Source organism: Acholeplasma equifetale ATCC 29724 (assembly GCF_000687735.1).
GTDB classification, from domain to species: Bacteria; Bacillota_I; Bacilli_A; order Acholeplasmatales; family Acholeplasmataceae; genus Acholeplasma; species Acholeplasma equifetale.
Window position 1 is genome coordinate 113,105 of the sequence record NZ_JHXL01000001.1, and the last position, 26,550, is coordinate 139,654.

Sequence of the window (26,550 nt, forward strand, 5' to 3'; positions counted from 1 at the left end):
GGACGTTATAGTAGATATGAAAGCGTTTATAGATGATTTTAAAGTTATTAGAGTTGAAAGTTATGATTATATTTATCAAATTTCAATTGATGGATATGAGCTGAAATATAAAGAAACTCGAAACAATATGCAGTTTTTTATTTCAAATAAAGAATTAAAACTTCATGAAGTAAGTCATATTTCAATTAATCATCAAGTATACCCTCTTGAAATTGGTGTTGTGACATTAAGGAAAGAATTTAATAAAAAATTTCAATATGATGGACCATTAGGTGCAATCTATCATAAAACGCATACTGACTTTTATGTATTTAGTCCTGTAGCAAAAGAAATAATTTTGGTTGTTGATGATAATCACTATCCAATGACTTTTGAGTCACCTATTTGGAAATCAACTGTTCAAGGTGATTTAGAAGGAAAGCTATACTATTATTTAGTAAAACTGGTAGATACATATAAAAAAGCAAACGATCCATATACAATTGCATCAAATCATTTAGGTTCAATTATTGTAGATATGAATAAACTCTATGAGCCTAAATATGATTATGTTGAGTTAAAAAAATATACAGATGCTGTGATATATGAAGGGCATATTAGAGATATGTCAATCACTTTAGATGTTGAATCTAAAGGGTTATTCTTAGGTATAACAGAACATTCAAATAAACTAGGTAAAAGTGTATTACAATACATTAAAGATTTAGGTATTACACACTTACAATTATTGCCAATTTTTGATTTTTATGGTGTTGATGATTTCAAAAAAGATGAACTTTATAACTGGGGATACAACCCTATGCAGTATTTTGCTATTGAGGGATGGTATTCAAAAGATCCATCAAATCCATATTTGAGAATGAACGAATTTAGAACATTGGTCGATGAAGCACATAAATTAAATTTAGGTATTATAATGGATGTTGTTTATAATCATGTATATGAGCGTGCATTATTCCCATATGATGATTTTGTGCCAGGATATTTTTTTAGACATGATAAAAATTATCAACCAACACATAGTTGCTTTTTAGAAAACGATGTTGAAACAACAAACTATATGGTTAGAAGATTAATTATTGATTCTTTAGTTCATTTCGTTAAAGTTTATAAAGTTGATGGATTTAGATTTGATTTGATGGGATTATTAGATGTTGAAACTATGAACCTAATTGAGAAAGAATTACGTAAAATAAATCCAAATGTGATATTGTATGGTGAAGGATGGAACATGGATGTTCATTTACCATTAAATCTAAGAAGTAATATGAATAATCAACATTTAATGAATTCTATTGGTCATTTTAATGATTTTTATCGTAATACATTTAAAGGTCAACTTCATACAAAAGAATTGGGTTATGCAACAGGTGCAACTAACCTAACAGATAATGCTAAAAAAGGTATTATTGGATCTCCACATATGTTTTCAAGTCCAATTAAGAGTATAAATTATGTTGAATGTCATGACAATATGACACTTTATGACACTTTACAGTTGAATTATCAAGATAAAAAAACTATGAGAATATATCAAGACTTTGCAAACCATTTAATCGCTATCTCACAAGGGGTTCCATTTTATCATGCAGGTCAAGAAATCTATCGCACAAAATATGGTGAAGAAAATTCATATAATTGTAAAGATGACATCAATCAAATTATTTGGTATGATTATACTAGTGTGGAAGTCTTAAAAGATTTATTATCAATTAGAAAAAAATATGATATATATCGTTTAGACTATTATGATAAAGATAAAGTTAAAATTAAAAATCGAAAAACATTAATTATTTATGAACTTATAGATAAAGATTTTGTATTAACACACTATATTAAAAATAATTTTTCTAAATCTAGAATTAATAAGAAAGGTAAAGTTATTTTTAGTTCACAAAACTATAAAGAAAATCATGATACAATAATTATAGATAAACCAGGTGTTTACATTATAAAAAGAAAGCGTGACTAATGATGAAGTATTATGTTGGAATTGACATTGGTGCTACAAATATTCGTATAGGCTTAGTGAATGATTTAGAAGAAATTCTATTTCAAGAATCATATAAATCTAATGATTATGCACATAAAATATCAGAAGTAATTGAAAACTTTGTTATAAAATATAAGAATGAATATGATATTTTAGCCGTTTCAATTGGTTTTCCAGGTTTAGTTGATAATGAAACTAAAGTTGTCATTCATACACCAAACCAAAAGGCATTTGAAGGCGACTATTTGAAGTCATTACAGGATAAATTGAATATTCCAATTTATATTGGAAATGATGTTAATTACTTATTAATGTTTGATGCTAAGTACTTAAATATTCCTGAAGATAAATCAGTTTTAGGATTTTATTTAGGGACAGGTTTTGGTAATGCAATTCGAATAAAAGATACTTTATATGAAGGTGAATTTGGAGCAGCTGGAGAAATTGGACACGTTCCAATGTATTTGAATGGTATATCATATGAAAATAAGCAAAATGATTTAGAATCATTTGTGTCAGGATTTAATCTAATTAAAATTCACGATAAATATTTTAAAGATACACCATTTAATGATTTATTTATAAAACATTTTAATGATCCAATAATTCAAAATTACTTACATATTCTTGCATATTATATCGTAACTGAAATTACAATTTTAGATATATCAACAATAATTCTTGGTGGTGGAGTAATTATGAGTGAAAATTTTCCTAAAGCATATTTAGAAACACTCATTCATAAAAATTTATTCACACAAAAGGCTAAAGAAAATTTAAAAATATATTATGCGCCAAGTCATATAAATTCAGGTATTATAGGAGCAACAATTCAAGCGAAAGTTTTACTTAATAAAGTAAAGAGATGATGACATGAAAGTACTATTATATCGTGGTAGAGAAATATTCAGTAAACGCTCTGGTATTGGTCGAGCCTTTTTACATCAAAAAAAGGCATTAGAAAAAGTTGGAATTGAGTATACTACCGATCCGAAAGACACTTTTGATATTGTCCATGTAAATTTGGGTAATAGTAGTGTTATAAAAAAATTTAAGAAAAAATATCCTGTAATTGTACATGGCCATTCTACTGTAGAAGATTTTAGAAGAAGTTTTGCTTTATGGCGTTTTATTGCACCATTTTTTAGAAAACACCTTCAAAATATATATGGTGTTGCGGATATGATAATCACACCAACAAGATATTCCAAATTTTTAATTGAGTCAATGGCTGTTGTTGATTGTCCAGTCTTAGCTATTTCTAATGGAATTGATTTATCAGAATATGAATTTAAACAAGAACGTGTTGATAAGTTTAGAACATATTTTAATTTAAATGAAAATGATAAAGTCGTTATTGGTGTTGGATTACTTTTTGAACGAAAAGGATTACATGATTTTTTTGAAGTAGCAAGACGTTTACCGGATTATAAATTTATATGGTTTGGTTATTTACATCCTTTACTAAGAACGCATTTTATTAAAAAAGCAATTAAAAGAAAACCAAATAATGTAATAATGCCAGGGTATTTAGATGGTGAAATCATTAAAGGGGCATTTTTAAATGCAAACTGTGTATTTTTCCCAAGTTATGAAGAAACTGAAGGTATTGTTGTTTTAGAAGCTCTAGCAAGCAAAAGCCCATTAGTTATTCGTGATATTCCTGTTTATTATGATTGGTTAGAAGACCAAAAGCATGTTTTAAAGGGTAATAATAATAAGGAGTTTGCACAAATAATTGATTATATTGTAAATCATGATATGTCAAAAATGACAGAGGAAGGCTATAAGATTGCAGAAGCCAGATCAATTGATAAGGTAGCTCTTCAATTAAAAGATGCTTATGAAAAAGTTTTAAAAATTAAAGAAGAAAATAAGTAAGTTCCTGAAACTTACTTTTTTTTAAGTATTTTTCATGAAAATCATGTATAATTTGATTACTCTTTAATAAAGGTGGTACGATTGATGGAATATTTTAAATTAAATAATACATTTAGAATACCTAAAGTTGGTATGGGGACTAATACTTTTGGCAAAGAAAACAATCAATATGATGGTGCATTGAATATGGATATAGAACCATATAAATTAGCATATAAAAATGGATATCGATTATTTGATACAGCTAAAGGGTATAGAAATGAAAAGGTATTACATGCGTTTATTAAGCAAGAAAAAATTAATCGAAGTGAGCTTATCATTCAAACAAAAATTTCTTCTAAAAATGTCGATATAAATGATGAATATAAAGTAAAAGAAATGATTGAAGAATCCATCAATTACTTTTTAGGATATGTTGATGTATATTTTATTCATCACCCATCAACTGATGAAGAAAACTTAATTTTATGGAAATATTTAATTGAATACTATAAAACTGGTCATATTAAAGCATTAGGTGTTTCAAATTTTAGTGTTGAGCAGATTAATTATTTAATCGAAAATACTGGTTTCAAACCACAGATAAATCAAATTGTTTCAAATAATAGCAATTGGAATCATTCATTAATTTTTGATTTACAAAAAATGGATATTTTACCACAAGCTTGGTCTCCACTTCATGTAGATGAAGCATATATAAGTATGATAGAACCAATAGCATCCAAATATAAAAAAACATGGGCTCAAGTATTATTAAAAGCTCAAATATCACGTTATGTATCTGTAATACCTAAAAGTCATAACAACTTAAGACAACAAGAAAATATAGATATTTTTGATTTTCAATTAACTCATGAAGAAATTAACACAATTTTAAATATTATCGATAAATAGAGTGGTTTTTGATTGGTTTTTAATGCCTTCATGTTATAATAGTAAAGGTTAAACGTTTTTTAGGAGGAAATTATGAAATTTGAACGTATTGATAATAATCACGTGAAATTTACTTTTACTATTACACCTGATGAATTTGATCATGCATTACAACATGCTTATCATCATATTCAAGATGAGGTTGAATTAAAAGGCTTTAGAAAAGGTAAAGTATCTTTCAATGTTTATGCACAAAAAGTTGGCTTAGAAGGATTATATCCTGATGCATTAAATCATGCTATTGGACATAAATTTGATGAAGCTTTAATGATTGAAGAATTTGTTATTGTATCTGAACCTTCAAAAGTTGATGTTGATTTTTCAAAAGTATCAAGAACAAATCCATTTGAAGTATCATTTGTTGTAGCAATCAAACCAGAAGTTAAATTAGGACAATATAAAGGTATTGAAATTCCTAATGTAGATACTTTAGTATCTAATGAAGAAATTGATGAAGAAATTAATCGTTTATTAAGTATGAATGCTACAGTAGAACCAAAACAAGAAGGTAATCTTGAAAATGGAGATATTGCTATCTTTGATTTTGAAGGATTTAAAGATGGTGTTCCATTTGAAGGTGGAAAAGCTGAAAACTATGAATTAAAAATTGGATCTAAACAATTTATTCCTGGTTTTGAAGATGGTATGATTGGTATGGCAATGGGCGAAGAAAGAGAAATCAACGTTACATTCCCAGAGAATTATCATTCAGAAGAATTAGCTGGTCAACCTGCTGTATTCAAAGTTAAATTACATGAAATTAAAGTAACTAAGACAAGTGACTTAAATGATGCTTGGGTTGAGACTTTAAATCGTGACAATATTAAAACTGTTGATGAATTAAAAGAATCAATTAAAAACGATATTAAATCACGCAAAGAACAAAATGCTCGTAATGAAAAAATTGAAAATGCTTTAGCTAAAGTTGTTGAAACAGCTACAATTGATGTACCACAAGAAATGTTTGATCAAGAAATTGAAAACTTCAAACGTAGTGTTGAAAACCAAGCTAAACAATATCAATTAGATTTACAAACATTTATTACTTTATCAGGTTTAACTGAAGAAGAATTTGAAAAACAAGCTCAAGAAGCAAGTAAACGACGTGTATTACAATCATTAGTTATTGAAGAAATTGCTAAAGTTGAAGGATTCACTGCGACTGAAGAAGAAATTAACAACAAATATAATGAATTATCAGAAATGTACAAAATGCCAGTTGATGAAATTAAAAAATACATCAATGACCGTTTAGTAATCAATGACATTACATTTGAAAAAGCATTAAATTTTGTTGTTGATAATGCTAAGTTAGTTTAACAATCAATGTCCTAAAACCTCTAGTATGAGTAACTAGAGGTTTTTTTATAAAAATTAAAAATATGGAAAAAATTGGCACTCAAACATTATGATTGCTAATTGACAAAAAACATGTATAATATATAATAGAATTAATTAGAAAAGAGGGATGATTAAATGGAGTTACAAACTAGTTTACCCGCTGTAGTCGTTCGTGGCGTCGTACCAATTCCGAACAATGATTTTCGTATCGAGGTTGGTCGTAAAGTATCCCTAAGAGCAATCGAAGAATCAGAAAGAAGTTTTCAATCTAATTGTTTAATCTTAGTCCAAAAAAATCCGTTAATTGAAAATCCTACACAACAAGATATTGAAGAATATGGGGTTTTAGCTAAGGTTTCAATGAAGATTAAATTACCTAACGAAAATTATAAAGTTAAATTTACAATTTTAAATCGAGTTAAGGTAAAAGAATATTTCTTAACTGATCCATATTTTGTAGCAGATTATGAAGAAGTGAACGTTATTTCAGGTAATATTGATGAAGAAGCGACACTTTTAAAAATGATTACATCTGAAATTGTTCAAAATGGTAATCAATTACTACTAAATGCTCAGCAAGTATCTGATCAGATCCAAAGCGGCTTAACAGCAGAAAAAATTACAGATATTCTTGCATACAATTTACGTATCAATGAAATGGAAAAATATAAGTATCTAGCAGAGAGTAATCTTAATAAACGTTTAAGATTTATTCTTGAAGATATTCAAAGATTAAAGATGATTGCTGATTTGGAACAACGTATTAATGACGATGTTAAAAAAGCAATTGATGAAAATCAAAAAGAATATTATTTAAGAGAAAAAATGCGTGCTATTCAAAATGAATTAGGCGATAAAGCGAAAAAAGAAGAAGAAATTGATGAATTAAGAAATCAAATTAAAAAAGCTAAAATGCCTAAAAATATTGAAGAAAAAGCATTGCAAGAATTATCTAGATACCAATCAACACCAAGTGCAATGGCTGAAAGTCAAATTATTAAAACATATCTTGATTTCTTGGTAGCTTTACCATGGAAAAAAGCAAGTAAAGATAGTAAAGATTTACAACGTGTTCAAGAAGCTTTAGATAAAAACCATTATGGTCTAGAAAAAGTAAAAGAACGTATTATCGAATATCTAGCTGTTAAAATTATGACTGGTAGAAATCCACAAACTATTCTTTGTTTCGCTGGTCCTCCTGGAGTTGGGAAAACATCTTTAGCCATTTCTATTGCAGAGGCATTAGGAAGAAAATTTGTAAAGCAATCATTGGGTGGAGTTAAAGATGAATCTGAAATTCGAGGACATAGACGTACTTATGTTGGAGCAATGCCGGGTAGAATTCTAAAAGGTATGAAAGATGCTGGAACAATTAATCCTGTATTCTTACTTGATGAAATTGATAAGATGGCTTCTGACTATCGTGGAGACCCAGCAAGTGCCATGTTAGAAGTACTCGATCCAGAACAAAATACAAAATTCTCAGATCATTATTTAGAAGAACCATATGATTTAAGTCAAGTACTTTTCATCACAACAGCTAACTATCTTGAAAATGTTCCTGCTCCTTTACGTGATAGAATGGAAATTGTTGAACTTTCAAGTTATACTGAATTTGAAAAGTTACAAATTGCCAAATCACATTTACTACAAAAACAATTAGATGCTCATGGATTAGACCGAAATAAATTCTCAATAGATGATGATACAATTTATTACATTATTCGTCATTACACAAGAGAAGCTGGTGTCCGTGAATTAAACCGTATCATCGGATCACTAATTAGAAAAGCAATTAAAGAAATTCTTATTGAGAAAATTGATCGAATTGATATCAATCTATCAAATATCGAAAGTTATATTGGTAAACCTCGCTTCACACATAATCTTGTTGATGATAAAGAGCAAATTGGTGTTGTCAATGGTTTAGCATATACAGCATTTGGTGGAGATACATTATCAATAGAAGTTACTTTCTATAAAGGTAAAGGCCAATTAGTTTTAACAGGTAAACTTGGAGATGTGATGAAAGAATCTGCAATGACTGCATTGTCATTCCTAAAATCACATGCTTCAGAATATAACATTAATCCTAAAATCTTTGAGGAAAATGATTTCCACGTTCACGTACCAGAAGGGGCTGTTCCAAAAGATGGTCCTTCAGCAGGTGTTACACTTGCAACAGCAATTCTATCAGCAGCAACTAACCAATATGTAAGAAAAGATGTTGGTATGACAGGTGAAATTACATTAAGAGGTTATGTATTACCGATTGGTGGATTAAAAGAAAAAGCAATCGCAGCACATCGTAGTGGATTAAAAACAATTTTAATTCCAAAAGAAAATGCACGTGATATAGAAGATATTCCTGAAGAAGTTAGAAAAGAATTAAAAATTATTCCAGTTGAAACTGTTAAAGAAGTATTTAATGAAGCGATAATCTCTTCAATATAATCAAAAGCATCCCTAGCGGGATGCTTTTTTTGAATAAATTATGTGACATAATTCAAATCAATGTCGGATTAATATGAAAAAATGATACAATAGTTATGGAGGGTGTGTATGATTAAACAAGCTGAATTCGTAACATCAATTGTATCACATAAAAATATCCCAAATGATGGGCGCTCTCATATACTTTTGCTTGGACGTTCTAATGTTGGAAAATCTTCGATGATTAATGCAATAACAAATAGAAAAAGCCTAGCTCGTGTTTCACAAACACCAGGCAAAACAATTACACTGAATTTATATTTAATTAATCAAAGTATTTATTTAGTTGATGCTCCAGGTTATGGATATGCAAAACGTTCAAAAGTATTAACAAAAGATTTTTTAAAAATGATTCGTGATTATATTGAACATCATCAAGAATTGAAAAAAATTTTTTTATTAATGGATTATAATGTTGGTCCAACAGTTGATGATATAGCGGTTTATGATGAATTATTAATTGTTTGTCAACAATTAGGAATTGAGTTAATTGTTGTATTGACAAAATATGATAAATGTAAACCTAGTATGCGTTACAAAAGAGAAAAAGAAATTAAAGAGAAATTGTTACCTAATCAAAAAATATACATAACATCTAGTGAGAAGAAACTAGGTATTAATGAACTAATAAAAGAGGTGCTTGAATGAATAAAATAATTATTACAACAGATTCAACAGCAGATTTACCTAAAGAAATACTTGATTCTATGCAAATTAAAACAATACCATTATATGTTCGTTTTAATGAAGATGTTTATAAAGACGGTGTTGATTTAACTACGGAAATGCTTTACAAGAAAGTTGATGATTTAGGTTATTTACCTCAGACTCAAGCAGCATCACCTGGTGATTTTGTTGAATTTTTCGAACCATTTATAAAAGATGGATATGATGTAATTTATATTGGAATTGGAAGTACAATATCTGGTACACTAAAAAGTGCTATGATAGCGAAAGATATGCTTGAAACTGATAAAATTCATATTATCGATTCATTAAATTTATCAAGTGGTATTGGGTTATTGGTTTTACATGCAGCCAAACTTAGAGATGAAGGTTTAGATGTAAAGCAAATAGTTGAAAAAATTACTTCATATGTACCAATGGTTAGAAGTCAATTTGCAATTAAGACAATGGATTATTTGCATAAAGGTGGGCGTGCAACAGGTCTTCAAGCATTCATGGGGTCTATATTAAAGTTGAAAATAATTATTAAAGTTGAAGATGGTAAACTAGGAGTATATAAGAAAACTGTTGGTAAAATGTCAAAAGCTTTAGATGTTATGATTGATGATTTAAAAGCTATGATTGATCGTGTCGATAAAGAATTTTTATTTATTACACATTCACTTGCTGACAGTTCTTATGAATATATTTATGAACAAATTAAAGATTTAGGTTTTAAACATATTATTAATGGCCACGCGGGTTGTGTTATATCCTCACACTGTGGTGAAGGAACAATTGGTATTTTATACATTGAGAATAAAAACTAATTTAATATAAAAAGGGGATATTTGTAGATGAAAAGAAATAAGATTTCTGTTATTGGTGCTGGGAATGTTGGATCAGCAGTAGCTTTTCATTTAATGATTTCTAAAATTGCATCAGATATTGTATTATATGATATTGACAATAAGAAAGCATTAGGTGAGGCATTAGATATTTATCAAGGTACAAGTTTATTAGCTCCTGTGAATGTATATGCAGGAACGCTAGAAGATACTAAAAATTCAGATATTGTAGTTATTACAGCTGGAGCTAATCAAAAGGTTGGAGAAACGAGATTAGACTTAGTTAATAAAAACATTCAAATTTACCAAACACTTATAAAAGACATCGTAAAGTATAATCCTAATGCGATTTTACTTGTTGTTTCAAATCCGGTTGATATATTAACATATATAACATATAAGATATCAGGGTTTCCTAAATCAAGAGTTATTGGTTCAGGAACAGTGTTAGATACTTCACGTTTTAAAGCTGCATTAGCACGTCGTTTTAATTTAGATTCAAGAAATATTCATGGATATGTAATTGGAGAACATGGCGATTCAGAAATTGCTGTATTTTCCAATCTTCATATTGGTGGTATTACAATTGATGAGTTTTTAAAATTAAAACATATCGAAGACATTAATTTTAAAGAAGATATTGCAAGTGAAATTAAAAATGCAGCATATGAAATTATTAGTCGTAAAGGTTATACAAATTATGCAGTAGCAGTAGCTGTTACAAAAATATGTACTGCAATTTTAAGAGATGAACGTTCAATTATGACTGTTTCAAGTTTTTTAGATGGACAATATGGTGTTTCTGATGTTTATCTTTCTACACCTACAATTGTTGGACGTGAAGGTATCTTAGAAATTTTAGAATTAACTTTATCACATCAAGAACAAATGCGTTTTAGAAAATCAGCCGATGTGATTAAAAACATTATTAAGGAGTCTAATTTATGAATATAGCAGTCATTGGTGCATCAGGTTTTGTTGGGTATGCTGTTACAAAAGAGGCATTAGAAAAAAATCATCATGTAAAAGCAATCTATCGAAGAAATTCAATTCCTGAACATCAAAATTTAGAACAATTTAAAATGACTATTTTTGATCAAGAACAATTCAAACAAGTCATCAAAGATGTTGATGTTGTTATATCTGCATATAATCCAGGATATTATCACGTCGATCAAAAATCACGTTATTTAGACGCATATGAAGTTATTTTTAATACCGTAAAAGCACTGAATAAGAGAATTATTGTAGTTATTGGTGCAACAACTCTCATTCAATATGATGGTGAATTGGTCAAACATGGATTTTATCCAAAACCATGGTTACATGCATTAGAAGGGCCCGATGCTGTATTTGAAAAATATCGTTTTGATAAATCAATTAATGTAACATGGGTTTCACCAGCAGCAGAATTAATTGATGGAAATAAAACAATGAATTACCGATATGATACAGATCATTTAATATATGATCAAAACTTTGAATCAAGAATTTCTGTACAAGATTTAGCTCATGCAATTATTTTAGAAGCTGAATCACCTAAATATGAAAAAATGCGTTTTACAATTGCATATTAAAATAAATTCAATTATAATAAAACAAACGCGATGAAGTGAAGAGTAATTATATATGTTATTTTAGCGACAAGTTGGTTGGTGAAAAACTTGATATGTATATAATGAAGGTCATCATGGAGCGGGTTTAATGAACATTTAGTAGTTAAACACGGGGAATTTAACCTCGTTATAAAAGTCAGAGTGCTATAGTACAAAACTATAGAACTAAGGTGGTACCGCGGATTTTAAATTCGTCCTTAAGATTTTTATCTTAGGGACTTTTTTTATGGATGAGGATATAAAAATATGATTCAAACTTTAAAGGGTGAAAAAGTCATATTAAGACAACCACGTTATGATGATATTTTGAGTTATCATTATTATGCGAGTCATTCAATGGTAGGGCCAAATGCTGGATGGCTACCTCATGAAAATCTTGATGAATCAAAAGCTGCGTTAAAGTTTTTGATTATAGAAAAATTAACATGGGCAATTACAACAAAAGATGATGTTTTAATTGGAACTATCGGATTATATGATTTGAAATTAGATAAAGAAAAATCTTGTTATATTGGATTTTCTTTAAATTATGATTTTTGGAATCAAGGAATAATGACAGAAGCATTAAAGTTAGTTTTGGATTATTTGTTAAATCAACTTAAATTCAATAAAATTTATGCATCATGTTATGAAGATAATTTTAGAAGCCAAAGTTTATTAAAAAAATTTGGGTTCAGTAAAATTAATGAAAGATTAGAATATCAATTAATATTTGAAAAAGAAAAAATGGTATATGATTATATGATCGAAAGGGGTTTATTATGAAAAAAGAACTCGAATCAAAATACGATTTTAGGAAAGTAGAAGAAAATCGTTATAACACATGGTTGAATTTAGATTTGTTTAGAGCAGGAAAGGATAAATCTAGACAACCTTTTACAGTTGTTATACCACCACCAAATGTTACTGGAAAACTACATTTAGGACATGCATGGGATACAACTATTCAAGATATTATTATTCGTCGTAAAAGAATGCAAGGTTATGATGCACTTTATTTGCCAGGTATGGACCATGCTGGTATAGCAACTCAAGCAAAAGTTGATGAAAGACTAAGAGAACAAGGTATATCTCGCTATGATCTTGGAAGAGAAAAATATCTTGAACATGCTTGGGGTTGGAAAGAAGAATACGCTTCTATTATTCGCCAACAATGGGCTAAATTAGGATTATCATTAGATTATTCAAGAGAAAGATTCACACTTGATGATGATTTAAATAAAGCTGTTAATAAAGTGTTCATTACACTTTATAATAAAGGATGGATTTATAGAGGCAACCGTATTATCAATTGGGACCCTGAAGCTAAAACCGCTCTTTCAAATATTGAAGTTGAACATATTGAAACAAAAGGTAAATTATACTATTTTAATTATCCATTAGTTGATGGGAATGGATTTATGACAGTTGCAACAACACGTCCTGAAACGATGTTTGCAGACCAAGCATTAATGGTACATCCTGATGATAATCGTTATCAATCATTTATTGGGAAACACGTTTACATCCCTGGGACAGAAATTCAAATACCGATCATTGCTGATGATTATGTTGATCGTTCATTTGGTTCTGGTGTTGTTAAAGTAACACCTGCTCACGACCCTAATGACTATGAGGTTGCAATTAGACATCATTTAAATATGCCATTATGTATGAATGATGATGGCACAATGAATGAAATGGCTTTTGAATTTAACGGTATGGATCGTTTTGAATGTCGTAAATTATTAGTTGAAAAACTAAAAAATTTAGGATTAGTTCAAAAAATTGAAGAACATATTCATATGGTTGGATATAGTGAAAGAACAGGTGTTATGGTTGAACCAAGATTGTCTTTACAATGGTTTGTAAAGATGGATGGTTTAACAAAACAACTTCTTGAAAATAATCAAGTTGAATTTGTTCCTGAACGTTTCAAAAAGACATTTGAAAATTGGATGAATAATATTCAAGATTGGTGCATCTCACGTCAATTATGGTGGGGTCATCGTATTCCTGCATGGTTTAAGGGTGATGAAGTTAAAGTACAAGTAGAGTGTCCTGGTGAAGGATGGGTACAAGATGAAGATGTATTAGACACATGGTTTTCAAGTGCTTTATGGCCCTTTTCAACATTAGGTTGGCCAAATGAAGAACATCCTGACTTTAAACGATATTATCCAACTGATGTTTTAGTAACTGGATATGATATTATCTTTTTCTGGGTTTCACGTATGATGTTTCAAGGTTATGAATTTACACATAAAGACCCATTTAAAACGGTTTTATTACATGGATTAATCCGTGATAAGGAAGGCCGAAAAATGAGTAAATCTTTAGGTAATGGTGTTGATCCAATGGATGTTATCGATACTTACGGTGCAGATGCCTTAAGATATTTTGTTGTTTCAAACTCAGCACCAGGTATGGATACACGCTATGAAATTGAAAAAGTAGAATATTCATGGAATTTTATTAATAAATTATGGAATATTTCAAGATTTGTCTTCATGAATATTGATGATTATAACGTTGAGATTGATGAGGAAAAATTAACTATTTTTGATCAATGGATTTTAACACGTTTAAGTGAAACGATTGAAACTGTAGATAATTTTTATGATCGATATGAATTCAATGAAGCTTCTCAAACAATGACAAGTTTCATTTGGGATGAATTCGCAAACTGGTATCTTGAAATTTCAAAAGTATCACTACAAAATGAATCATTAAGAAAAAACACACAAGCTGTATTACTTTATGTATTAAAAGACATCATGAAATTATTGCATCCATTTATTCCTTTTGTAACAGAAAAGCTATTCTTAGAAATTTCAGATGAGCCATCTATCATGATTTCTGAATGGCCAAAGAAAAAATATAAATTTCATGATTCAAAACAATTATTTAAAACATTTGAAGATGTTGTTACAAAGATTCGTAATTTAAGAAATGAATATCAAGTTGCATTATCTAAGCCATTAGATATTGTTTTAGATATAGATAATAATGATGTTTTAAATTTTGTTAAAAAGTATGAAATTTACTTTATGAAATTTTTAAATGCTAAGACATTTAAAATCAATGAATATATCGAGAATGCGATTTTAATTACAACTTCATTTATCAATTTACATATTTTAAAGAGTGATTTAATTGATCCAAAAGCTGAATTAGAAGCTTTATTAAAGCAAAAAGATACATTAGAAAAAGAAATTATTCGTTCAAAAAATATGTTAGAAAACGAAAAGTTCTTACAAAAAGCACCAAAAGAAAAAGTATTAGAAGAACGTACAAAATACGATCAATACTTAAAGCAATATGAAGAAATTGTAAAGAGATTGGAAAAACATGTTTAAGAACTTGGATATGGCCATCAATTGGGTTCAATCTCAAACTCGATTTAGACCAAAAGCTAGCTTGACTCACATCGAGCAAGCATTCAAATTGATGAATTTAGATTTATCAGATATTAAAAAAATACATATTACAGGTACTAACGGTAAGGGCTCAGTTTCGATGAATATTACACAAATGCTCATGGAACAAGGCTTTACCGTGGGTACATTTACATCACCTTATTTAGTTAAATTTAATGAAAGAATACAAATTAATAGAAATCCGATTTCTGATGATGATTTGCTGAATTTAATCAATGATATTTATAACTTAAAGGAAGAATATTTAAATATTAGTAATGAATCATTATCTTTTTTTGAATTACTTACACTAGCTGCATTCAAATACTTTTCGTTAAAATATGTTGATTATATGGTTATAGAAGTTGGAATTGGAGGATTATTAGATTCAACCAATATTCTTAATTATGATGTTTCAGTGATTACAAATATTGGTATGGATCATATGAAGCAGTTAGGTGACACAAAAGAAAAAATAGCTATTCAAAAATTAGGTATTTTAAAAGAAAAAGGTGTACTTTTTACAACAGTTGACGAATCGCTTCATTCCTTATTTATAAATACTGCTCAAAAACTTCATGCAAAAATTAATATTATTGATTCTCATGCGATTAAAACAATTTCATATATTCCGCATATCGTAAAATATAAAAATTATACATTTGAATTACCTTTACTTGGTGTTTATCAAAAAGATAATGCTATATTAGCTTATGAAGTTGTTAAATATTTATTACCAAAAACTAAAGATGAAGAATTAATTGAATCTTTAAAACATGTTCAATATGCAGGCAGATTAGAAAATGTGAAAGATAATATATTTATTGATGGCGCGCATAATGAACATGCTATAAATGCTTTAATTGAGAGCATTAAATTATTATTTTCAAATAAAAAAGTGTATATTTTATTCAGTGCTTTAGCAGATAAAGAGCCTGAACATCTTATTGGTAAATTTGAAAATATAGCAGAAGGTATTATTGTAACATCATTTCCAGATGTTCGATTTAAACCATTAAATAATATTGGTTATTTATATATCGAAGATCCTAAAAAAGCATTAAATTTTATTCAAAGTAAAACAACAAAAGATGATGTTATTTTAATTACGGGAAGTATTCATTTTATTGGATATATGAAGGCTCATATATTATAAAAAGAGGTAATTTATGTTAGTAAATGGAATGATGATATTTACTGAATTATATTCGGTAGAAAATCCTAAAGGATTAATAATTTTAACACATGGTATCGCACTACATTCATCATACTATAAAAATTTAGTTAAAATGATTAGTGCTTCTGGATTTGATGTTTTAACATATGATGTTAGAGGACATGGAAAATCACAAGGTAAACGTGGTGATATTGATAACTTTAAAACATTTACGAGTGATTTACACAAAATTGTTGAAACTAATCGTGAAAAATACTCTAAGATTATTTTAATGGGGCATTCAATGGGTGGAATCATTACTAATGCATATAGTGTTCAATATGATGATTATGATGCTTCTATAGTATTATCAGCACCTACCGAACCACATAATTTTGGTATATTTAACTTATTACCATTATGGATGGTTGGTCAGTCCAAGGTAAAAACTAATTTTAAAGATTCAAGACTAAGCCATTTAACACCTTCTGATAATGTGGATCCTTATGCTTTAAAATATTTTACATTTAGATTAATATCTCAAATTACAAGAAAAGCACCACAATTCATAACTAAAAACATTATAAAAATTCAAAAACCAATATTGATACTTCATGGAACCGATGATAAATTAGTTCCGATCTCACAAAGTGATAATTTTTATCACAAGCTAAGTGTTAAAGATAAAACATTTATACCAATAGAAACAGGATATCATAATTTGCATGATGATACAGTTACACCAATTGTTGGAGAAGTAATTGTTGATTGGTTAAATCGTCATTTTTAAAAAGTTCGCCTAACAGCGAACTTTTTTATTGAAATAAAAAAGTTATGCTAATTTGCCAGCATAACTTTAATAATTATTTTTCTATATTTTGGTTTTTCTTTTGACCAATCTTGTTTTCAGTACCGTGATATAATCGAACAAAGTTTTTTCGATGCATAAAGATTATGAGTGATACCATAATTGACACACCGATAAGATTAACGATTTGAGTTAATAAATTATCTTCAATTATTGCAGTAACCCACATACCAACACCAACTAAGAATGTTGCAACTACAGAACCTATTGATACATACTTTGTTGTAAAAGCAACTAAGAAGAAGATAGCAATTCCTAGTAAACCAACGATAGGATTAAGTGCTAGTACTGCACCAACTCCTGTAGCGACAGCTTTACCACCTTTACCACCAATAAATATTGAAAATATATGTCCTATTCCAGCAGCTACACCATAAAGAATTGATATATCAAATGAATTAATATGTGATAATGTATCAGATATTGGTGTGCCAGCGAGTACATAACGCACAATAATGATTGGTAGTGCACCTTTTAAACAATCAAGAAAGAAAACAGGAATACCATATTTTTTTCCAAGTACACGTGTTACGTTTGTAGCACCAACATTTTTTGATCCATGTTCACGGATATCGATGCCTTTAAAAAGTTTAGGGATAACAAACCCATATGGTACTGCACCAAATAAATATGAAATTAATAATGCGATGAGAATATAAACATATTGCATAAAATCTACCTCTTGCAAAGATTATAACATACTTATATAAAATAAGTATGATAAAATTACGATATTTTTTAAAATAGCATTAAAATATTGACAGTGCCAATTCTTTGTTATACAATATATTTGGCACTAGGGAATACAGAGTGCTAAAAGGTGGGATTTGATGCTAACATCAAGACAAAAATTAATTTTAAAAGCAATTATAGATATTTATGCTGAAACTGCTGAACCTGTTGGTTCAAAGACATTGATGAATTTACCATATCTTAATTTTTCAAGTGCAACCTTACGTTATGACATGGCGGCATTAGAAGAATTAGGATATTTAGAAAAGACACACACTTCATCAGGTCGAATTCCATCTGAAAAAGGTTATAGATACTACGTAGAACATTTAGTGACAAGAGATTCAGATGTTCAAAATGTATATCCGCTTGTTGATGAAATTTTTGAAAGAAATCAATTAGCTCGTGAAAAAGCAATCGAAGAAGCGATTAAGTTATTAAGTGATTTAACTAATTACACGGCGGTTGCTGTTGGTCCTGACATTAATGATGCGCGTATTCAAAAAATAGATTTAATTCCGCTTGATGATAAAAATGCTGTCATATTAATAGTTACAGATAAAGGACATGTACAACATCAACAGATACATTTAATTGATGATTTAAGCATTCGCGATGTAAAAGAAGTTATATCAACACTTAATGATTTATTGACTAGTCGTTATTTGCATGATGCAATGCGTATTCTTAAAGAAGAATATGCTAAAAAAGAATTAGATCAATTCATGACTTTACAACGTCAACTAATCGATTCTTTCATCGAGGCATTTAGTAAATTCGCTAGTGAAACGTTTTACTTATCGGGTATAACAAATATCTTTGATCAACCTGAGTTTAGTAATGTATCACATATTAAAAAACTAATTGATATGATGGATCGTAGAGAAATTGTAAAATTAATTGGTTCTCCTGAAGGGTTATCAATTAAATTTAAATCTGATATTGAAGTAATTCCATCAAATCAAATGACAGTTATATCAATGCCTTATTTTATCAACGAAGATGAAAAGGGAACAATTGCATTACTAGGTCCAGCACGTATGAATTATAAAAAAGTTATTCCACTTTTAGAGTATATTGCAGCAAATCTTGCAAAACTATATAAGGATGAGGGGTGAATTTAGTGGAAGAAAAAGATATCATCAATGAAGAGATTAAAAACGAAGCAGTAGAAGAAAAATTAGAACCTCAACAAAAAGAAAATAAAAAGAAAAAAAATAAAAAAGAACAGGAAATTGAAAAATTGAATGAAGAAATTAAAGAGCTAAATGACAAATACTTAAGAACTTTAGCTGAAATGGAAAACTTCAAAAAACGAATTCAACAAGAAAGAATTCAAGAAAGAAAGTATGCATCAAGTCAATTTGCAACACAACTTTTAATACCGTTTGATCAACTAGATAAAATCGTTGATTATCCTACAGATAACGAATTATTAAAAAATTATCTTATTGGATTTAAAATGATTCGCGATCAATTTGTTCAAATTTTCGAACAAGAAGGAATTAAAGAAATTAAAGCACTTGGTGAGATGTTTGATGCAAACTTACATCATGCTGTTGAAAAAGGTAATGATTCTGAAAAACCTAATGGTGTGATATTAGAAGTGTTCCAAAAAGGATATCATTATAAAGATAGAATTTTAAGACCAGCCATGGTCAAAGTGAATGAATGGAGTGATAACAATGGCGAAAACAAATAAAATTATTGGTATTGACTTAGGAACTACAAACTCTGTTGTTTCTGTTATGGAAGGAAATGACGTTAAAGTCATTACAAATGCTGAAGGTGGACGTACAACGCCATCTATCGTTGCATTTAAAGGTGATGAAATTCTAGTTGGTGAAGTGGCAAAACGCCAAATGATCACTAATCCAAACACAATTTATAGTATTAAAAGACATATGGGTGATATGAACTACAAAGTTAAAGTAGATGATAAAGAATATACACCTCAGCAAATTTCTGCATATATCTTAAAAGCATTAAAGAAAACTGCAGAAGATTATTTAGGAGCAACAGTTACAGATGCTGTTATTACAGTACCTGCGTATTTCAATGATGCTCAACGTCAAGCAACAAAAGATGCTGGTGCAATCGCTGGTTTAAACGTTCGTCGTATTATTAATGAACCAACTGCCGCAGCATTAGCATATGGTCTTGATAAAACAGATAAAGAACAAACTATTTTAGTCTTTGACTTAGGTGGTGGTACATTCGACGTATCAGTACTACACTTAGCTGAAGGTACATTTGAAGTTATTTCTACAGCAGGTGATAACCGTCTTGGTGGAGATGACTTTGATGAAAGAATCTACAACTATTTAGCACAAGAATTTAAAAAAGAACATGGTATTGATATTCTAAAAGATAAAATGGCTTTACAACGCTTAAAAGATGCAGCTGAAAAAGCTAAGAAAGAATTATCAACATTAACTCAAACAACTGTATCATTACCATTTATTACAATGGGTCCTGCTGGTCCATTACATCTTGAAACAACTGTTACACGTGCAAAATTCAATGAATTAACAAAAGATTTAGTTGATCGAACAATGGGACCAGTACGTCGTGCATTATCAGATGCGAAATTAACTGCTAAAGATATTGATCAAATTTTATTAGTTGGTGGATCAACTCGTATCCCTGCAGTTCAAGAAGCAGTAACACGTGAACTTGGTAAAGAACCTAACAAGTCAGTTAACCCTGATGAAGTTGTTGCAATGGGTGCTGCAATTCAAGGCGCCGTATTATCAGGTGATGTGAAGGATGTATTATTACTTGATGTTACACCACTATCATTAGGTATTGAAACATTAGGTGGTGTATTTACTAAGTTAATTGAACGCAATACAACAATTCCAACATCAAAATCACAAATCTTCTCAACTGCTGCAGATAATCAACCTGCTGTGGATATTCATGTATTACAAGGTGAAAGACCGATGGCAGCGGACAATAAGACTTTAGGACGCTTCCAATTAACAGATATTCCACCTGCACCACGTGGTGTTCCTCAAATTGAAGTTACATTTGATATAGATGCAAATGGTATTGTTTCTGTTCGCGCTAAAGATTTAGGTACAAATAAAGAACAAAAAATTACAATCACAGGTAATGGTGGTCTATCACAAGAAGAAATTGATCGCATGGTTAAAGAAGCTGAAGAATTCGCTGAATCCGATAAAAAACGTAAAGAAGAAGCTGATTTACGAAACGAATCTGATAACTTTATTTTCTCAGCACGTAAAGCGTTAGAAGATCTTGGTGATGAAGCAACTCAAGAAGAAAAAGATAATGTTAATAAAGCAATTTCTGAATTAGAAGAAGCATTAAAAGGTACAGATTTAGATGTTATTCGTCAAAAGAAAGATGCTTTAGTATCAGCATCTCAAGCAATTGCTGTAAAAGCTTATGAAAAAGCTCAAAAAGCACAAGATAATAATAAAGATAACAATGATGGCACAGTAGATGCTGAATTTACTGATAAATAATCAAACAGGGATATTTTTTCCCTGTTTAGTTTAAGGAAATTAAAAATATGGCAAAAAGAGATTATTATGAAATCTTAGGCATTTCTAAAACTGCAAGTACAGAAGAAATTAAGAAAGCCTATAGATCTTTAGCAAAAAAATATCATCCAGACGTATCTACTGAGCCAGATGCAGAAGCCAAGTTTAAAGAAGTGCAAGAAGCGTACGACACATTAAGTGATCCACAAAAACGTGCTCAATATGATCAATTTGGGCATGCAGGTGCCAATGGCAATCCGTTTGGTGAAGGGTTTAGTGGTTTTGGCGGTTTTGGCGGATTTGAAGATATTTTCAGTTCGTTCTTTGGTGGAGGTAGTCGACCAAGACGTGAAAATAATGTCGGAGATGACATTAATATACGCATGACGATTGACTTCATGGAAGCTGTTTTAGGTACTGAAAAAGAAATTGAAGTCGAAATTACAGAAGATTGTCGTCATTGTCATGGTACTGGTGCAGAAAGTAATAAAGATATTGAAGTATGTTCTAGATGTCACGGCCAAGGATATGTCAATGTCGATCAACGAACAATATTTGGTAATGTGCGTACTCAAACAGTATGTCCTGTTTGTGGTGGACGTGGTCAGACAATTAAAAATAAATGTCATGTATGTTCTGGATCAGGACGTCAAAGAGTTAAGAAGAAAGTTAATGTTAAAATACCTGCAGGTGTTGATAGCGACATGACATTAAGGGTACCAGGTTATGGACATGGTGGTAAAAAAGGTGCTGAATCTGGCGATTTATTCATAACATTTAAAGTAAGACCTCATAAAGTATTTAAACGACAAGATATGGATATTATTCTTGAAGTACCAATTACATTCTCTCAAGCAGCTTTAGGCGATAAAGTTGTTGTTCCAACTATTTACGGTGATGTGGATCTAACAATTCCAGCTGGTATACAATCCGGTACAACCTTAAGGATGAGAGAAAAAGGTATTAAGGATGTTCGTTCAAACAGACGTGGTGATCAATTAGTTGTTATCCAAGTTGAGACACCTAAGAACTTATCAAGTGAAGAAAAGAAATTATTCGAACAGCTTAAAAACTTAGATACACCAAGAAAAGAGTCTATTTGGAAAAAATTTAAGAGTTTTTTTCAAAATCAAAACAATTAGAGGTAATGAATTACCTCTTTTGTTTTATAATAATAACTAAGTAGGTGATTAAATGATATTAGTTAAACATCATAATGAAGGTAATTTAGAACCATATTTTTACTACGCCTTAGAACATTATGTTTTAAATGAATTATTAAAAGAAGGGGAAACCTATTTTTTTACTTGGAAAATTAAAGGTGTCATTTGTGGTAAAAACCAAGTGATTGAAAATGAAGTTAATTTTCCATATGTTAAAGAACATCATATTAAAGTTTTTAGACGTCCAACAGGTGGTGGTGCAGTCTATTCTGATGAAAATAATACGATGTTTACAATTATTACAAAACGAGATAAAGAAGGTTTTACATTCAAAAAGTATTTACAACTTATCATCGATGCATTTAAAAAATTAGGTGTTAATTTAGAATTTACTGGAAGAAACGATATTACTTTAGATGGTAAAAAGGTAAGTGGTAATGCTTTCTTACAAAATAAAAATGGAATGCTCATGCATGGTACAATGATGTATGATTTAGATATTGAAACAATGGTTCGTGCGCTAACACCACCAGATGAAAAGTTAATCTCTAAAGGCATTGAATCAGTACGTTCAAGAGTGAACAACTTAAAACCATATTTAAATGGAATGAGTGAAAAAGAACTATTCGAATTCTTAGAAAAAGAATTATGTGATCAAGTTTATGAAATAAGCGACAAAGAGGTTGAAAAACTTTGGAATGATGCTAAATATTATCAAACAGATAAGTTCTTATATCAAGATCAACCGCCATTTACTCAAAAGTTAAAAAATCGCTTCCCATGGGGATACATCGAGGCTTTAATTGATGTTAAAGATGGTGTGATTCAAAATATAAAATTTAAAGGAGATTTCTTTAATTTAGACAGTTTAGATGCTTTTGAGGAAGCATTTAAAGGTGTGACTTATAGTTACCAAGATATAAAATCAGTTCTCGATCGATTTACATTAAGTAACATGATTCTAAATAGTCAAAATGAAGATTTCAACAAATTATTTAAAGATGCATTTTTAAATGTATAAATTTTGATTTATAATTGACTTATGATAACATTTTTTATATAATACATTAGGTTGAGGTGTTATTTATGAAAATATTAATTAAAGAATTAGAGCCAGTTACCTCAATTGATTATCAATTAGATTTAAATGATTATGTTCAAAATGTCGTTGATTTAGTTTCAATCGAAGATTGCAGAGTACAAGGTAAAATTTATAAAGAAATCGATTCAGTTCGATTAGAATTAAAAATTGATGCGAAAATTACTCAAAAATGTGCAATCACATTGAAACCAGTACCTTATAATCTATCATTTGAAACAGAAATAATTTATTCAAATGATAAAGATAATATGGATTATGCATTAGAAGATGAAATTCATCTTAGTGATATTGTTTTTGCTGAAATTCTTTTAGAAAAGGAAGTCAATGTTTATCACGAAACAGCTAATCCAGATCTTTTCAAAGATGATAGAGAAAAAGGTCATCCAGCGTTTGAAGCTTTAAAAGATTTAATGAAGAAAAATTAAGGGAGGTGACCTGGCATGGCAATACCTTTTAGAAGACACTCCAAGGGTGCTAAAAGACGTCGTCGTTCACATTACAAACTAAAGACTCCAACAATCGTTGTAGATCCTCAAACAGGTGAATTTACATTACCTCATAGAGTAACTCCAAACAGCGGTTATTATAAGGGACAATTAGTTTTAGAGAAGAAAAACAAAAAAGCTGAATAATTTTCTTCGAAAAGAAAAAGCACGAGAAGTGCTTTTTTCTTTGGTATAATATGTATGAGGTAAGCGTATGAAACATATTACAGTATTATTAAATGAAGCAGTTGAAGGATTGAATATAAAACCAAATGGAATCTATGTCGATGCGACATTAGGTGGTGCAGGACATTCAGAAGCTATATTAAAAAAATTGACAACAGGGCATTTATTTGCATTTGATCAAGATGATTATGCTATTATGCGTGCAAATGAACGCTTAAAAGAATATCCAAATAAAACAATTATTCATAGTAATTTTTCGAACATGAAAGAAAAACTTAGTGAATTAGGTATTCATCACGTGGATGGTATCTTATTTGATTTAGGTTTATCAAGTTTTCAAATAGATGATGAATCAAGAGGTTTTTCTTACTTAAAAGATCATAAACTAGATATGAGAATGGATTTAAGTCAACCAATTTCTGCGTATGAAATTGTTAATGAATATTCAAAAGAAGAGTTAGCTCGTATATTTAGAGTTTATGGTGATGAGAAAAATGCGTGGAAAATCGCATTAGAAATTGAAAAGCGACGTCCTATTCATACTACTTTAGAACTTGTTCAAATAACAGATAAAATCAACAAAGATGTCAAAGGACATTCTGCGAAAAGAGTTTTTCAAGCTTTGAGAATTGCAGTAAACAATGAATTAGAAGTATTAGAAAATGCATTAAAACAAGCACTTGAATTACTTAATCCATTAGGACGTTTATCAATTATTACTTTTCATTCGTTAGAAGATCGAATTGTTAAACATTTTTATAAGGATAATAGTGAATATCAATTACCGAAAAACATTGATGTTCGCAATTTTCCAAAACCGCCATTAAAAATTATAAATAGAAAGGCAATCACACCATCTATAGAAGAATTAAATGAAAATCCAAGAAGTCATAGTGCACAATTAAGAATTGCTGAAAAACAATAAAAAAGTAGGTTAGTTAAACCTACTTTTTACCTATTTTTTTACCTGATACTAGTATTCGAATATATTCTGTTTTAAAACCTTTTAATGCGGCATATGATTTAATGAGTTCATAAACATCGGGAACATCAAATTCTTCGATTACAGTTTCTTTTGTTTCTGGATTTTTATATACAAAATGTAAATGATTATCATTTTTATGATAAGGATTATCACTACCTAAATCATAATACTTTGTACCATCAATATCAAATTCGATAATCATTCCATTGTTCATAAAAAATTCTAAGTTATTATAAAGTGTGGAAACATTATGAAATCCTAATAATGTTAATTCTTTTTGAATTTCTTTGAAGGTTAAGTGTCTATCTTTTAAAACTTCTAACAAAGCTTTTCTAGCTTTTGTAAAACGATTTTTAGATTTCATATCCTTCCTCCTTTAAATCTGAATGTTTATTGAAATAATCACGCATGACTTGGTGGACTTTATCTTTTGTTAAATTGAGTGATTGGTGTTTTGTATCCCCAATGATGACTTTAACAGGTTCTAATATATGCATTTCAAGAAGTGGCTTTTTTCGATATAATTTTTGAATACCTTTAGGTTTTTTATAGACATAAACAAATGGAAGAATATCTGCATTTGCATCAACTGCAAATCTAAATGCTCCAGATAAAAATTTACGAATACCTACATGATATGGTTTAAGAGCAGCTTCTGGCATAACTAATATTGGTGTTTTCTTTTCTAATTGGTAATTTAATTCATCTAAAAACTGTAACATATGTTCCTTTGATTCAGGAATAGGAATACCACCCGCTAATCTTAAAATTTTACCAATTACAGGTAATCCTAAATTACTTTGAAGCATTGTTACATACATTCTACGCGGAAAAACAGCGGTACCAATCCATATAGCATCTAAAGGATGAATGTGGTTCGACACTAATACATGTTTATTTTTCTTTAGATATTTAAGGTGTTTCTGATTTTTAACGCGTAAGCCACGAATTAAAATGCCATAAATATAGTAAATTATAATTTTTATCAATAATACTAAAAGCGTACTAAAAAATAAAAATATTGGATTTTTAATAAAAAAACGATATCCCTTTTTTAGTTTTACGGGTTTAGCATTTATTGTTTTAAATTCGTGTTCGACCCTATTTGGATTATGCTCAGACATGAAATGACCCTTTCGTATTTATTTATAAAAATTATAACATTATTTATAAAAAATATCACACAAAGTAT

General features: G+C 29.4%; 25 protein-coding genes and 1 other annotated feature. Of the genes, 22 read left to right on the top strand and 3 right to left on the bottom strand.

All coding sequences use genetic code 11. The features are described from left to right. Positions 1-16 precede the first annotated feature (16 nt). The 14 genes from T434_RS06285 (at position 17) to T434_RS0100665 (ending at position 17,115) form a co-directional block, all read left to right on the top strand. A complete protein-coding gene (locus T434_RS06285) occupies positions 17-1,972 on the top strand; it encodes an alpha-amylase family glycosyl hydrolase (protein ID WP_051614260.1) in 1,956 nt (651 codons plus the stop codon). Beyond that, positions 1,972-2,862, top strand: a complete 891-nt coding sequence (gene alsK, locus T434_RS0100610; RefSeq protein ID WP_162150557.1) for an allose kinase — start codon at positions 1,972-1,974, stop codon at positions 2,860-2,862. Before T434_RS06285 ends, alsK begins: the two co-directional genes overlap by 1 nt. A gap of 4 nt (positions 2,863-2,866) precedes the next feature. Further along, complete coding sequence (dgs, locus tag T434_RS0100615; RefSeq protein WP_026399461.1) at positions 2,867-3,874, top strand: processive diacylglycerol alpha-glucosyltransferase; 1,008 nt, start codon at positions 2,867-2,869, stop codon at positions 3,872-3,874. Between the two features lie 84 nt (positions 3,875-3,958). After that, positions 3,959-4,768: an aldo/keto reductase family protein gene (locus tag T434_RS0100620; RefSeq protein WP_026399462.1), complete on the top strand. Its 810-nt coding sequence runs from the start codon at positions 3,959-3,961 to the stop codon at positions 4,766-4,768. A gap of 72 nt (positions 4,769-4,840) precedes the next feature. After that, positions 4,841-6,127, top strand: a complete 1,287-nt coding sequence (tig, locus tag T434_RS0100625) for a trigger factor (RefSeq protein ID WP_035357886.1) — start codon at positions 4,841-4,843, stop codon at positions 6,125-6,127. A gap of 156 nt (positions 6,128-6,283) precedes the next feature. After that, the gene (gene lon, locus T434_RS0100630) at positions 6,284-8,602 is read left to right on the top strand and encodes an endopeptidase La (protein ID WP_026399464.1); all 2,319 of its coding nucleotides are present in this window, start codon (positions 6,284-6,286) and stop codon (positions 8,600-8,602) included. Between the two features lie 108 nt (positions 8,603-8,710). After that, positions 8,711-9,289 carry a ribosome biogenesis GTP-binding protein YihA/YsxC gene (gene yihA, locus T434_RS0100635; protein ID WP_162150558.1) on the top strand — a complete coding sequence of 193 codons (579 nt, stop codon included), beginning with the start codon at positions 8,711-8,713 and terminating at the stop codon, positions 9,287-9,289. Then, entirely contained in the window at positions 9,286-10,137 is an 852-nt protein-coding gene (locus T434_RS0100640; protein WP_026399466.1) for a DegV family protein, read from the top strand. The genes yihA and T434_RS0100640 overlap by 4 nt, the downstream gene beginning before the upstream one ends. Before the next feature lie 27 nt (positions 10,138-10,164). Beyond that, positions 10,165-11,103, top strand: a complete 939-nt coding sequence (locus T434_RS0100645) for an L-lactate dehydrogenase (protein WP_162150559.1) — start codon at positions 10,165-10,167, stop codon at positions 11,101-11,103. Beyond that, on the top strand, positions 11,100-11,732 hold the full coding sequence (locus tag T434_RS0100650; RefSeq protein ID WP_026399468.1) for an NAD(P)-dependent oxidoreductase: 633 nt from the start codon (positions 11,100-11,102) through the stop codon (positions 11,730-11,732). Before T434_RS0100645 ends, T434_RS0100650 begins: the two co-directional genes overlap by 4 nt. Positions 11,733-11,753: 21 nt before the next feature. Then, positions 11,754-11,973, top strand: a binding site (T-box leader). A gap of 44 nt (positions 11,974-12,017) precedes the next feature. Continuing rightward, entirely contained in the window at positions 12,018-12,536 is a 519-nt protein-coding gene (locus tag T434_RS07605; RefSeq protein WP_162150560.1) for a GNAT family N-acetyltransferase, read from the top strand. Beyond that, positions 12,533-15,109, top strand: a complete 2,577-nt coding sequence (locus tag T434_RS0100655; RefSeq protein WP_026399469.1) for a valine--tRNA ligase — start codon at positions 12,533-12,535, stop codon at positions 15,107-15,109. Before T434_RS07605 ends, T434_RS0100655 begins: the two co-directional genes overlap by 4 nt. Then, positions 15,102-16,325 (top strand): bifunctional folylpolyglutamate synthase/dihydrofolate synthase, encoded by a 1,224-nt coding sequence (locus tag T434_RS0100660; RefSeq protein WP_026399470.1) that lies wholly within the window; start codon positions 15,102-15,104, stop codon positions 16,323-16,325. The genes T434_RS0100655 and T434_RS0100660 overlap by 8 nt, the downstream gene beginning before the upstream one ends. Positions 16,326-16,338: 13 nt before the next feature. Beyond that, positions 16,339-17,115, top strand: coding sequence for an alpha/beta fold hydrolase (locus T434_RS0100665; protein ID WP_026399471.1), 777 nt, complete (start codon positions 16,339-16,341; stop codon positions 17,113-17,115). Positions 17,116-17,188: 73 nt separating this feature from the next. Here T434_RS0100665 and plsY read toward each other — a convergent pair whose 3' ends face one another. Next, the gene (gene plsY / locus T434_RS0100670; RefSeq protein ID WP_026399472.1) at positions 17,189-17,863 is read right to left on the bottom strand and encodes a glycerol-3-phosphate 1-O-acyltransferase PlsY; all 675 of its coding nucleotides are present in this window, start codon (positions 17,861-17,863) and stop codon (positions 17,189-17,191) included. Between the two features lie 160 nt (positions 17,864-18,023). Between plsY and hrcA the strand changes: the two genes are divergently transcribed. The 8 genes from hrcA (at position 18,024) to rsmH (ending at position 25,298) form a co-directional block, all read left to right on the top strand. Next, a complete protein-coding gene (hrcA, locus tag T434_RS0100675; protein WP_162150561.1) occupies positions 18,024-19,043 on the top strand; it encodes a heat-inducible transcriptional repressor HrcA in 1,020 nt (339 codons plus the stop codon). A gap of 5 nt (positions 19,044-19,048) precedes the next feature. Beyond that, complete coding sequence (grpE, locus tag T434_RS0100680) at positions 19,049-19,627, top strand: nucleotide exchange factor GrpE (protein ID WP_051614261.1); 579 nt, start codon at positions 19,049-19,051, stop codon at positions 19,625-19,627. Then, positions 19,611-21,419, top strand: a complete 1,809-nt coding sequence (dnaK, locus tag T434_RS0100685; RefSeq protein ID WP_026399475.1) for a molecular chaperone DnaK — start codon at positions 19,611-19,613, stop codon at positions 21,417-21,419. The genes grpE and dnaK overlap by 17 nt, the downstream gene beginning before the upstream one ends. Positions 21,420-21,466: 47 nt before the next feature. Further along, positions 21,467-22,579 (top strand): molecular chaperone DnaJ, encoded by a 1,113-nt coding sequence (gene dnaJ / locus T434_RS0100690; protein ID WP_026399476.1) that lies wholly within the window; start codon positions 21,467-21,469, stop codon positions 22,577-22,579. A 52-nt stretch (positions 22,580-22,631) separates the two neighbouring features. Next, entirely contained in the window at positions 22,632-23,621 is a 990-nt protein-coding gene (gene lplA / locus T434_RS0100695; protein ID WP_026399477.1) for a lipoate--protein ligase, read from the top strand. A gap of 65 nt (positions 23,622-23,686) precedes the next feature. Then, positions 23,687-24,127: a YceD family protein gene (locus T434_RS0100700; protein ID WP_026399478.1), complete on the top strand. Its 441-nt coding sequence runs from the start codon at positions 23,687-23,689 to the stop codon at positions 24,125-24,127. A 15-nt stretch (positions 24,128-24,142) separates the two neighbouring features. Next, positions 24,143-24,334, top strand: coding sequence for a 50S ribosomal protein L32 (gene rpmF / locus T434_RS0100705; protein WP_026399479.1), 192 nt, complete (start codon positions 24,143-24,145; stop codon positions 24,332-24,334). Between the two features lie 67 nt (positions 24,335-24,401). Next, positions 24,402-25,298, top strand: a complete 897-nt coding sequence (gene rsmH / locus T434_RS0100710) for a 16S rRNA (cytosine(1402)-N(4))-methyltransferase RsmH (protein ID WP_026399480.1) — start codon at positions 24,402-24,404, stop codon at positions 25,296-25,298. Positions 25,299-25,317: 19 nt separating this feature from the next. Here rsmH and T434_RS0100715 read toward each other — a convergent pair whose 3' ends face one another. Together T434_RS0100715 and T434_RS0100720 are read right to left on the bottom strand one after the other, a co-directional pair. Then, complete coding sequence (locus tag T434_RS0100715; RefSeq protein WP_026399481.1) at positions 25,318-25,722, bottom strand: Fur family transcriptional regulator; 405 nt, start codon at positions 25,720-25,722, stop codon at positions 25,318-25,320. Further along, complete coding sequence (locus T434_RS0100720; RefSeq protein ID WP_026399482.1) at positions 25,712-26,482, bottom strand: lysophospholipid acyltransferase family protein; 771 nt, start codon at positions 26,480-26,482, stop codon at positions 25,712-25,714. The genes T434_RS0100715 and T434_RS0100720 overlap by 11 nt, the downstream gene beginning before the upstream one ends. Positions 26,483-26,550 lie beyond the last annotated feature (68 nt).